The following is an 11776-nucleotide window of genomic DNA, read 5'->3' as shown; positions in this document are numbered from 1 at the left end:
CCGGGATCGGTAATATCCGAAAAGTTCTCTACGGTTGCCAGATCGGCATAGAAGGTATCCATTTTTCAGCTCTCAAATTCCACGACGGGCGAATCCAAACCGGCAAAAGTATTGTACAAGAAGGCTGAAGGAGCAGCAATGGTCGTGTCCCATCGCTAAGCACCGCGTGGTCATTCTGGGTGGCGGCCACGCTGGCGTGCGCGCTGCCAGGCGCCTCCTGAAGGCAAGCCGGCCGGAAGACGACCTCGACATTGCCATGGTCAACCACGACAATGTCGAGGTCTGGCATGGCTTGATGCCGCAGATCGTCGGCGGCCGCATCGAGCCCAGCCATATCCTGGTCGCGTTGCGCACCATCTTGCCCGGCGTCACCTTGTACAGCCATGAGGTCAAAGCCGTCGATCTGGCCGAGCGCTCCGTGACCCTCGACCGTGGCGACGAAGGTGGTGAGGTGGTGATCACTTTCGATCACCTCGTTCTTGCCCTCGGCTCGGTGACCGACCTCAGCCGCTTCCCGGGCCTCCTCGAGCACGGCCTCCAAACCAAGACCATCGGCGACGTCTTCCACATTCATAACCACCTGCTCGACATGCTCGAGCGCGCCTCGGTCGAACAGGACCCGGAAGAGCGGCGGCGGACATTGACCTTCGTCGTGGCCGGGGCCGGCTTCGCGGGCGTCGAGATCGCCTCGCAGGCCAACAACCTGATCCGCAGCGCCCTGCGCTTCTATCCGACCATCGAGGAAGCCGAGGTTCGCCTCGTGGTCGTCAGCCATTCGGCGCGGATTCTGCCGGCCATCAGCGAGACGCTGGCCAGCCGCGCTGCGCGCTTCATGGAGCGCAACAAGATCGAGTTCAAGCTCAAGACCGAGCTGGCGTCGGCGACCACCAATGCCGCCATCTTGTCCAGCGGCGAGGTTATCGCCACGCGCACCCTGATCGTGACGGTCGGGGTCGGACCGAATCCCGTCATCACCGGGCTGCCCCTCGCGTTGCAGCACGACCGCGTCGTCTGCGACGAGTGCTGCCGCGTGCTCGGCCAGCCTGGGGTCTATGCCGTCGGCGACAACGCCGCTATCCCCAACGAGCAGACGGGCAGACCCTTCCCGCCGACGGCGATCTACGCCTTTTCGCAGGGTGAGTGCGCCGCCGAGAATATTCTGAGGGAGCGCCGCGGACAGCCGCTGAAACGGTACCGGCCCGTCAACCTCGGGGACGCGGCCCTGCTCACCACCAACTACGGGGTGGCGCAGCTGTGGGGGGTACCGCTCGAGGGCGTCTTGGCGGCGGCCGTCTGGCGCCTCACCATCATGACCTTCTTGCACAGCTGGAAGCGCCGCTTCGCCTTCCTCATGGACTGGCTCTCCGCGACCCTGTTCCCCCCGGACATGACCCAACTGCGCATCGCGCGAAGCGACAGCATCATCCCACTGCGCTTTGCCGCCGGCGACACCATCATCCGCGAGGGCGAGCCGGGCAGTCGCTTCTACATCGTCAACGAAGGCGAGGTCGAGGTCTTGCGCAGGGCGGCGGATGGCGGTGAGGAGCAAGTCGCCCGCCTCGGGCCCGGCCGCTACTTCGGCGAGGTCGCGCTGCTCTACGAGGTAAAGCGCACCGGGACGGTCCGCGCGACCGTCGATACCACGGTGCTCAGCATGGCCCGCCAGGACTTCACCACGTTGGTCGAGCACATCCCGGTTTTGCGCGAAGCGTTTGACCACAGCTCGCAAAACGCCATCAAGACCGCCGCCGACGAAGCATAGGCGAAGCCGAAGCATAAGGGTATAAGGGCATAAGGGCGCGGTTCCAAAAGAGGGCGGTTCCAACAGGGTCAAGGGCTCTCCGGGTCGCGCCCCCAGCAGACCATACTCTAGCGCGCTCCCTCGCCCAGGCTCGTCAGCCCGGGGTTTAGCCTAGAGGCGTAGAATAAGGGCGTGGACATCAGGGTTTTTGAAGCGCCGGCCGAGGAACGCCTCGACGTGGCTATCGCCGCGGCGCTCGAGTTCAGCCGCACCCGCGCCAAGGAGCTCGTCAGCGACGGCTACGTGCAGCTCGACGGCCGCCCGGTGAGCAAGCCGTCCTTGAAACTGACCGGCCGCGAGATCGTCTCGGTGCTGGTGCCGCCGCCCAGGCCCATGCACGTCGAGGCCGAGGACATCCCTTTAGACATCCTCTACCAGGACGAGGATATGGCGGTCATCAACAAGCCGCCCGGCCTGACCGCCCACCCCACCGCCAGCCTGCGCACGGGCACGGTCGTCAACGCGCTCTTGGGCCGCATCGAGCTCTCGAGGGAACGGCAGAGCGACCCGCTCGAAGAGGACTACCGCCCCGGCATCGTGCACCGGCTCGACAAGGACACCTCGGGTATCATGGTCATCGCCAAGCACGACGCGGCCCACCGCCACCTCGCCAACTCCTTCAAAAAGCGCCTCACCGAAAAGGAGTACGTGGCGCTCGCCGGCGGCGAGATGCCAAGCGAGGTGCTGGTCGACGCGCCCATCGGCCGGCACCCGCTGGAACGTCGGAAGATGACGGTAGGCGGCATCAACCCGCGCAAGGCCAGCACCTACTTCTGGGTCTTGGGGCGGGCGCCGGGGCATGGGCAGCAGAGCCTGCTGGTGCGGGCCAAACCTCACACCGGGCGCACCCACCAGATCCGCGTGCACCTCGCGCACCTGGGCGCGGCCGTCGTCGGCGACAAGGTCTACGGCCGGCCCTCGGCGGTTATCCCTCGGCAAGCGCTGCACGCCTTCCGCCTCACCCTGCCGCACCCCCGCGACAACACGCCCATCGCCTTTGAGGCCGAGCCGCCCACCGACATGGTCGAGGCCTGGCTGGGGCTGGGCGGCTCCTGGCCCGCCTTCGGCGGCCGCGCCTCCTAGGGCACGACCCTGCGCAGCGGGGCTTGTTAGACTGGCCTTCACTTCCATCCGGCCGCGACCTTCGCGCGCCCCGTAGAACGGTTGACAGCAGAACGGTTGACGCGGTCCCAACCGGGAAAGGCAAACATGACGCAAACACCCCCTCCCCCCCACAGCAAGGCCAGCTCTCAACAGGCTGCTACCCTGCCCCACTGGCAGCTCACCAGCCTCTTTTCCAGCTTAGAAGGCGAAGACTTCCGCGCGGCCAAGGAAGAACTCGAGGAAGACCTGGACGCCCTGGAGCGCTTCATGGACGAGCGCGGCGTGCGCAGCCAAGAGGGGCTCGAGCTCAGCGCCGAGGTCATCGGCACCTTTGAGCACCTGCTGAGCGAGTTCAACACCATCTACGCGCTGAACAGCGACATCTGGGCCTTCGTCTACGGCTACTTGACCACCGACTCCCTCGACGAGCTCTCGCAGGCGGAGTACTCGGGGCTCCAGCCCGTGAGCAGCCGCTTGGGCGTCCTCGCCAAGCGCTTCACCGCCTGGCTGGGCAGCCTGGACATAGAGGCGTTGATTGGCCGCTCGCAGGCTGCTAGCGAGCATGCCTACCTGCTCAGGCTCGAGCACCAGAGCGCAAAACACCTGATGTCCGACGCCGAGGAGGCGCTCTTTTCGGCCCTCACCCAGACGGGCGGCAACGCCTGGGGCAAGCTGCACGGCGACATCAGCTCTCAGAGCACCGTTCGCCTGGCCCTGCCGGGCCGCGAGGAGGGAGACTACACCGTCACCGAGCTCAAGAACCTCCAGGCCGAGGCCGACCCCGAGTTGCGCCGGGCCGCCTTCCTTGCCGAGCAGAAGCTCTTGGAGCGCGACGCCGTCTCCTTTGCCGCCGCCCTGAACAGCATCAAGGGCCAGGTAAACGAGGTGTCGCGCCGCCGCGGCTGGGCGAGCGCCCTGGACGAAGCCCTCTTCCAGAGCCACATCAGCCGGGCCAGCCTGGACGCCATGCAGGCGGCTTGCGAGGCGAGCTTTCCCGTCTTCCGCCGCTACCTAAAGGCCAAGGCCAAGTTCCTGGGCAAGAGCAGCCTGGCCTGGTACGACCTGCGCGCGCCCATTGCGGTAGGCGAGGCCAGGAGCTACAGCTGGGACGAAGCCAAGAGCTTCGTCGTCCAGAACTTCCGCGCCTACAGCGACGAGCTCGCCGACTTCGCGCAGCGCAGCTTCGACGAGGGTTGGCACGACGTGCCGCCGCGCAAGGGCAAGCGCGGCGGCGCCTTTTGCATGAAGGCCTTTGGCGCCCAGGAGTCGCGCATCCTGCTCAACTACGGCGCTACCCTTGACGACCTCTTCACGGTGGCCCACGAGCTCGGCCACGCCTACCACAACCACTGCCTGTTTACGGCGGGGCGCAGCTCCTTGCAGGCGGGCACGCCCATGACCCTGGCCGAGACCGCCAGCATCTTCTGCGAGACCATCGTCGTCAACGCGGTCCTCAAAGAGGCCGGCGAGACGGAGAGGCTGGCGATTCTCGAGCAGGACTTGCTCGGCAGCTCTCAACTCGTCGTCGACATCCACTCGCGCTTTCTCTTCGAGCGCGAGGTCTTTGACCGGCGGCGGAAACGCGAGCTCAGCGTGGGCGAGTTCAAGGGGCTGATGTTGGACGCCCAGGAGGCGACCTACGGCGACGGCCTCGACAGCAACGCCCGCCATCCCAACATGTGGTCGCAGAAGCTGCACTACTACTCGGCGGGCCGGAGCTTCTACAACTTTCCCTACACCTTCGGCTACCTCTTCGGCCTGGGCGTCTACGCCCAGTACCGGGCCCAGCCCGAGGGCTTCAGGGAGCGCTACGACAGGCTGCTCTCCATGACGGGCATGGCGGACGCCGCCGAACTCGCCCGGGACTTCGGCATCGACTTGGAGAGCCCCGACTTCTGGCAGGGCAGCCTCGCGGTCGCCGCGGGGCGGGTGGCGGAGTTCGAGGAGCTGGTGGAGACGCACGCCGGTTAGCAAGGCAGTTAGCAAGGCGTGTTGACATGGCGACCTCACCGACCGACCTCGCCCGCCGCGCCGCGGACGCCGTCGACGCCAAAGGCGTCGTCGCGCTCGCCCAGGAGCTCGTGCGCCTTCGCAGCGTCTACGAACCCGACAAGGGCCGGACCGAGGCCGAGGCGGCGCACCTTCTGGCCGGCGTGCTCCAGGAGATGGGGCTGACGGTCACCGTAGAGGAGGCCGCCCCCGGCCGCCCCAACGTCATCGCGGACTGGCAGGGCTCCGGCTACCGTCCGGGGAGCAGGACGCTGCTGTTTGAAGGCCACAGCGACGTGGTCACCGAGGGCGACGCCGAGAGCTGGAGCCATCCGCCCTTCGCCGGCGTGATCGAAGGGGGCCGCCTCTACGGCCGCGGCGCCGCCGACATGAAGGCGGGCGTGGCGGCGGCCGTCATGGCGCTTCAGGCGGTGATGACGGCGGCCCCCGAGCTGCCCGGCCGCGTCCGGCTGGGCGTCGTCGCCGACGAAGAGGGGATGATGCTGGGCATCAAGCACTTTATCCGGCGGGGCTGGGCCGACGAGGTGGACGCGGCCATCGTCTGCGAGCCCGAAGAACTCGAGCTCTGCCTGTGGCAAAAGGGCGCCATGCGCGTGGCCGCGCGCTTCACCGGCAGGATGGCCCACGGCGCCATGCCCTACGCCGGCGTCAACCCGGTGCCCTGGCTGGCCGACTTCGTCCAGGGCGTGCGGGCGCTCGAAGCGGCCGAGCAGGCCAGGGTGGGCGCGCACCCTCAGCTCGGCCTGCCCTGGCTCACGCCGACCGTCCTGCGCGCGCCCGCGACCGGCGAAGCGCAGCTCAACGTCCTGCCCGGCGACGCCGAGCTCTTGCTCGACATCCGCACCGTGCCCGGCCAGGAGCACGAGGCCGTCTTCGCGGCGCTCGAGGGGATCGCCGGCGCCGTCAGGGCCCGCGACGCGCGCGCCCGCATCAGCCTGGAGCTTCTCGAGGCGCGTCCCTGGACCGAGACCTCGCCTCATGAGCCGGTGGTGGCGGCGCTCGAGCAGGCCTGCCGGCTGCTCGGCCGCGAACCCCGCTACGGCGGCGTGCCCGGCGCCACCGACGGCACCTTCTTGCACGCCTGGGCCGGCGTGCCCATCGTCACCGTCGGGCCCGGCGAGCGCACGGTTCCGCACCAGCGCGACGAGTGGGTCGCGCTCGACGATATCGTCCACGCCGCGAAGCTCTACGCGGCGGCGGCCGTGCTCTTTATGAGCGAGGAAAAAAGCACCACAAGCTAGCCTCCAAGGCGTAGACTGAAGGAACAAAAAGGAGGACCACGAATGCCGCGTGCTGCTTTAGTTACCCTCTTGACCGTCCTGCTGGGCGCGACCATCCTGAGCGGCCTGGCCCAGCCCGAGCCCGCCTACGGCGGCGAGGTCACCGTCGCCATCGTCGCCGAGCCGCCGGGTTGGGACCCCACCGTGTCCACCTCGCAGGAGATCGCTCGAGTGACCTACCACAACGTCTTTCAGGGTTTGGCGCGCATCGACCAGAGCGGCGAGGTCGTCCCGGCCCTGGCCGAGTCCTGGGAGGTTTCGGATGACGGCCTCGCCTGGACCTTTACCCTGCGCGAGGGCGTCCTCTTCCACGACGGCAGCCCCCTGACGGCCGAGGACGTCATCGCCAAGTTCGAGCGCGCCACCGACCCCGACTCCGGCCACACCCACCCCGAGTACTACCGCGCCATCGAGAGCGTCACCGCTGAGGGCAAGCTGGTCACCTTCACGCTGCTAGAGCCCAACTCGAGCCTGCTCTACAACCTGGCCCGGCCCGACTCCATCATCTATCCCGCCGGCACGGAAGCGACGCAGCGCAACCAGCCCGTCGGCACCGGGCCCTTCAGCTTCGTCGAGTGGGTGGCGGGCAGCTCGGTCAGGCTCGAGCGCTTCGACGGCTACTACGAAGAGGGCCTGCCCTACCTGGACGCCGTCACCTTCCGCATCATTGCGGATCCCAACGCGCAACTGGCCGCCCTGCGCAGCGGTGACATCGACCTGATCGGGGTGGGGGTGAGCCCGGAGAACGCCCTGCAGGTCCAGGCCGACCCCAGCCTCAAGCTCAGCCAGGGCAGCAGCACCACCGAGATCACCCTGGCGATGAACAACGCGCGCGAGCCCCTCACGGACCCAAGGGTGCGCCAAGCCATCACCCACGCCATCGACAAAGAGGCCATCGTCGCGGGCGCCATGTTCGGCTTCGGCACGGTCATCAGCACCCATGCGACCCCGGTCGAGCCCTACTACACCGACCCCAACCCCTACCCCTACGACCCCGAGCGGGCCAGGGAGCTGCTCGCCGAGGCGGGCTTCGACGGCGGCCTGAGCGTTCGCTTCGAGCTGCCCGAGCCCTACATCCTCGAGCGGCGCGCCGGCGAGGTCATCGCCCAGCAACTCACCGAGGTGGGCATCGACATCGACCTGTCGGTGGTGGAGTGGGCGACCTGGCTCGAGCGCATCTTTGGCGGCGCCGACTACGACCTGACCATCATCGGCCACTCCGAGCCGCGCGACATCGGCGTCTACGGCAACCCCGACTACTACTACCGCTACGACAACCCGCGGGTGCGCGAGCTCTTAGACGAAGCCGAGCGCGCCACCGAGCCGGAGGCCGAGGCGGAACTCTACCAGGAGATCGCCCGCATCATCAGCGATGACGCCGTCAACGTCTGGGTCTTCAACCCGGCCTATCTCGTCGCCGCCCGTGAGGGTATCTACGGCTACTGGGAGAACCAGCCCACCCCCAGCATCGACATGACCGAGGTCTACCGGGCGCAATGAGCAAGCAGGGGTCGGGATTCGGGGGTCGGTTTCTTCCTGACCCCGACCCCTAACCCCCGTCCATGCTGCTTTTCGTCCTCAAGCGCTCCCTCGCCGCGCTCGCCAGCGTCTTTCTGGCGGCGCTGCTCGTCTTCGTCGCCCTCTTGGCGGTGCCCGGCGACCCCGCCGAGGTCATCTTGGGCATCAACGCCAGCCCCCAGGCGCTCCAGGCGCTGCGTGAGCAGCTCGGCCTCACCCTGCCGCCGGTGGAGCGCTTCGCGCGCTGGCTCGGCGGCCTGTTGCGGGGCGACCTCGGCGTGTCGATCAATTACGGCCAGCCGGTGACCTCGCTGATCGTGTCCCGGCTCGAGGTCTCCTTGCCTCTGGCCTTTGGGGCCATGCTCCTGGCCTGCCTCGTCGCCCTGCCGCTCGGCGTCCTGGCCGCCCTGCGCCAGGGAAGCTGGCTCGACCCGCTGGTGACGGGCGCTACGCAACTGGGCGCCGCCGTCCCGTCCTTCTGGCTCGGCCTCCTGCTCATCCTCCTCTTTAGCGTCGAGCTGGGCTGGCTGCCGGCGGGCGGCTGGACGAGCTGGTCGCGCGACCCGCTGCGGGCGGCGCAGAGCCTCGTCCTGCCGGTGCTGGCCCTGGGCCTGGGCCAGGCGGCGGTGATCACCCGGCAGACGCGCGCGGCGATGCTCGAGGTCCTCGGCCAGGACTACATCCGCACCGCTCGAGCCAAGGGCTTGAGGGCGCGGCGCGTCGTCTACGGCCACGCCCTCAAGAACACCATGGTCACCCTGCTCACCATCATCGGCCTCAGCTTTTCGCAACTCCTGGTAGGCGCCATCATCGTCGAGCAGGTCTTCTCGCTGCCCGGCCTGGGCCGCCTCGCGCTCACCGCCATCGGCACCCGCGACTTTCCGCTGCTGCAGGGCGAGGTGCTCTTCTACGCCACCGTCATCGTCCTCCTCAACTTCCTGGTGGACCTGTCCTACAGCCTCCTCGACCCGCGCATCCGCTACAGCTGAATTGAAGGTTCAAGACAAATTTTCGTCTTTATGTAAGAAAACAAGGGAGTCTGACCGCTTTTTTCGACCTTTTACAGCAGTGTTCACAAGCGACCATCGTCTGGCACTCGGTCTCGTTGGGCTTGGCAAAGTAGGGGCACCGAGTCTTGCGCCAAAGGGTGTATGGACGGTGCTCGAGAAGGCGTGTGCTATCATCGGTCTCAACACGCTATGGTGCGTCATGGTGTATCGCAGCGTGGGAGAGGTTTTATGACTCAGGTGCAGGACAAGCTCATGACCGCAGAGGAGCTGTTCAACCTTGCCGATGACGGTCGCAACTACGAACTCATCGAAGGGATACTCATCGAGATGGCTCCCCCTGGTGGTGAACACGGTGTGGTTCCAACCAACGCCACGGCGCTCCTGGCACCTTACCTCAAGCGCACCAAGGCTGGCTTACTCGTCACCGAAACAGGTTTTTTAGTGCAGCGCAACCCCGACGTGGTGCGCAGCGCGGATCTAGCCTTTGTTTCACGGGCGAGCCTCGAGCAAGAACCTTTACACCCCAAGTACCGCGTCACCCCCCCTGACCTCGCGGTCGAGGTGGTTTCGCCCAACGACCTCCCCAAAGACGTGCGCGGCAAGGTCACTGAGTGGCTCGCGGCAGGGAGCCGTGAGGTGTGGGTGTTCGTGCCAAAAACCATCATTCTCACAAAATACCAGCCAGGTGGCGTGCATCAGCGCTATGAGGCGCAAGACACCCTTACAAGCGACCTTTTCCCTGGTTGGCGCTGCACCGTAGAGGAACTTCTCACCTATCTGAGCTGAGAAACTTGGGCGTTCGGGTCTTATGTCTCGAGCAGCGGTGCCATTCCCGGTTGCGTGGTGTGGCGCTGCGTGGTGTGGTGCTGCATGTCTCACCTCTGACTGGTAGCGTTTGAATAGCAAAACCTGCACAGCGTCAAAAGATTGCCTTTTCTATCTTGTGTGCTCGGTTGTGAAGTCTCGAGTACCGTCCGTAGCGCTACCGTCTTGGGCAGGCTGACGACAGACACCCACCGGACGCTAGCGCGTGGCGACATCATCAGGCGGGTGGTGGTCTCATGGGTTGGTTTGTGTTCTTAACGCTATGCGAATGTCGTCGCGCGTCGGTAGGCTCGGCTGCGCCCCTTTCTTGGTCACTGCCAGCGCGCCTGCTGCATTGGCAAAACGCAGTGCCGCCTCGAGCCCCTCCCCCTCCGCCAATGTGACCGCCAGCGCGCCACAAAAGGCGTCCCCCGCGGCGGTCGTATCCACCACCTCGACCTTGTGGGCGCTTAGCTGCCCGTCGCCCTCGGCAGACGACCACACCAGCCCCTTTGCCCCCAACGTGACCACCACGGTCTTAGCGCCGCGCCCCCGCAGTGCCTCCGCTGCCTGCCTTGAGGAAGCAGCTTCGCCCTCGAGCCCACTCGACACGGCTGCCTCCCTCTCGTTTACCACCAGGTAAGTGATCGTCTGAAGCAGCGCGTCCTCGAGCCTCTGCGCGGGGGCTGGGTTGAGCAGCACCGGCACCCCCCCGCGCGCGCCCGTTGCGCGACGGCGGTGACGGTCTCTAGTGAACCTCGAGCTGCACTACTACTAGCGCGACCCCCTCGAGTAGGTCATCGGGGAGCTGTTCGGGGGTGAGTTTGCCGTTGGCACCGGGGCTCACCACGATCATGTTCTGGCCCCTCTCGTCCACCGTGATAAAGATCATACCGCTCGGACCGGGCACGCGCTGCACCCGGCCAACGTCCACGTTGGTGTGCTCGAGGGTGTGGCGCAACGTCTCTCCAAAAGCGTCCTCGCCGACCTACCAAGCATGACGACACGACCTCCGGCCTTGGCGGCAGGCGCAGCCTGATTGGCACCCTTGCCACCAGGAAAGCTCGCTACGTCGTCCCTTAAGACCGTGTCGCCTGGTTTGGGATGCGCCCTCACGGCGGTGACGAGGTCCATGTTGAGGCTACCGACGACCAGGATGGTTTTCATGCTGCTATTGTATCCGCTCCTGTACCTCCCCTCTGGCGGGCGCGGTGGACTTGACCAAGGCTTACTTTACCGCCCCAACGCCTGTGCTTTTCTAAGGGTGGCACACGCCGGAAGGGGGAGAGCATGAAACGACGACACACCAACCATAGGCGGGGTTCACTAGGCGCACCACGGGGGTTGAGCCGCCGCGACCTGTTCAAGGTGGGGGCGGGCTCGCTGCCGCAGGGTTTGGGGTGACGCAAAAGGTGGCGGCGCAGCCCACCGATATGCCCGCCGAGACGCTTGCGGTTGACCTTGGCAGCTATCCGTACAGCCTCCCGGAATTGGGCTATGGCTACGACGCGCTCGAGCCGCAGATCGACGCCGAGACGATGCAACTGCACCATCAGGATCATCAGCAGAGCTATTTCGTTTCGATTCCCTTAGCCCCTGCGGTTTCTTGGTCAGCTTGGGAGTACGCTGTGCTTTGGATGTCGTGGTGTTCATCAATCCTCATGACATCCTTTTTCTCCCTCCTAGACAAGAGCAACAGATTCCGTTAGAGCCAGTGAATTTTTAATCCTATGTTTCGTCACCCCAACCTCGTTTTCGGCCTCGCCCTCATCGGCCTCGTGGCCCTGGGGGCCGGGCTATCCTTTTTGTGGCTGCCGCACGACCCCAACCGGATCGACTTTAGCGCGCAGCTCGCCGCGCCCAGCGCCGCGCATCCGCTGGGCACCGACCATCTCGGCCGCGACCTCCTGAGCAGGCTGCTGGTGGGGGCAAGGAGCACCCTGCTGGTCGGCTTCATCGCCGTCTCTATCGCGCTCGGCCTAGGCGGGCTCCTGGGCGCGCTTGGCGGCTACCTCGGCGGCCTCCTCGACGAGCTCGTCATGCGCGTGGTGGACGTGCTCTACGCCTTTCCGCCCATCTTGATGGCGATCCTGCTAGCCGGCATCTACGGGCCCGGCACCCTGACCGCGATGGTCGCCATCGGCCTCGCCACCGTGCCGGTCTTCGCGCGGCTCATGCGCGCCTCCATGTTGAGCCTGAAGGGGCGAGATTTCGTCGAGGCCGCCCAGGCGCTCGGCGCAGGACGCGGC

At 66.3% G+C, this 11776-nt stretch carries 8 protein-coding genes and 2 pseudogenes; 9 read left to right on the top strand and 1 reads right to left on the bottom strand.

Annotation, left to right across the window (positions count from 1 at the left end):
* The first annotated feature begins 166 nt into the window (after window positions 1-166).
* The 7 genes from M3498_05615 (at window position 167) to M3498_05585 (ending at window position 9509) form a co-directional block, all read left to right on the top strand.
* Window positions 167-1762 carry an FAD-dependent oxidoreductase gene (locus tag M3498_05615; protein MDQ3458762.1) on the top strand — a complete coding sequence of 532 codons (1596 nt, stop codon included), beginning with the start codon at window positions 167-169 and terminating at the stop codon, window positions 1760-1762.
* Between the two features lie 171 nt (window positions 1763-1933).
* Window positions 1934-2884 carry an RluA family pseudouridine synthase gene (locus tag M3498_05610; protein MDQ3458761.1) on the top strand — a complete coding sequence of 317 codons (951 nt, stop codon included), beginning with the start codon at window positions 1934-1936 and terminating at the stop codon, window positions 2882-2884.
* Between the two features lie 126 nt (window positions 2885-3010).
* On the top strand, window positions 3011-4876 hold the full coding sequence (locus M3498_05605) for a M3 family oligoendopeptidase (GenBank protein ID MDQ3458760.1): 1866 nt from the start codon (window positions 3011-3013) through the stop codon (window positions 4874-4876).
* Between the two features lie 26 nt (window positions 4877-4902).
* Entirely contained in the window at window positions 4903-6156 is a 1254-nt protein-coding gene (locus tag M3498_05600) for a M20 family metallopeptidase (protein MDQ3458759.1), read from the top strand.
* A gap of 42 nt (window positions 6157-6198) precedes the next feature.
* Entirely contained in the window at window positions 6199-7695 is a 1497-nt protein-coding gene (locus M3498_05595) for an ABC transporter substrate-binding protein (protein ID MDQ3458758.1), read from the top strand.
* A 62-nt stretch (window positions 7696-7757) separates the two neighbouring features.
* Window positions 7758-8702 carry an ABC transporter permease gene (locus tag M3498_05590; protein ID MDQ3458757.1) on the top strand — a complete coding sequence of 315 codons (945 nt, stop codon included), beginning with the start codon at window positions 7758-7760 and terminating at the stop codon, window positions 8700-8702.
* A 249-nt stretch (window positions 8703-8951) separates the two neighbouring features.
* Window positions 8952-9509, top strand: coding sequence for a Uma2 family endonuclease (locus M3498_05585; protein ID MDQ3458756.1), 558 nt, complete (start codon window positions 8952-8954; stop codon window positions 9507-9509).
* Window positions 9510-9782: 273 nt separating this feature from the next.
* Here M3498_05585 and M3498_05580 read toward each other — a convergent pair.
* A pseudogene (locus M3498_05580) lies at window positions 9783-10661 on the bottom strand (ribokinase).
* Between the two features lie 299 nt (window positions 10662-10960).
* Here M3498_05580 and M3498_05575 point away from each other — a divergent pair.
* A pseudogene (locus M3498_05575) lies at window positions 10961-11101 on the top strand (superoxide dismutase).
* A gap of 156 nt (window positions 11102-11257) precedes the next feature.
* Window positions 11258-11776: ABC transporter permease (locus M3498_05570; GenBank protein MDQ3458755.1), on the top strand; the 519-nt coding region annotated here is incomplete at its 3' end.

The sequence above is a fragment of the Deinococcota bacterium genome (genome assembly GCA_030858465.1).
Classification (GTDB): Bacteria; Deinococcota; Deinococci; order Deinococcales; family Trueperaceae; genus JALZLY01.
The sequence above is the reverse complement of the archived record's forward strand: the minus strand, read 5'-3'. Positions and strand labels throughout refer to the sequence as shown.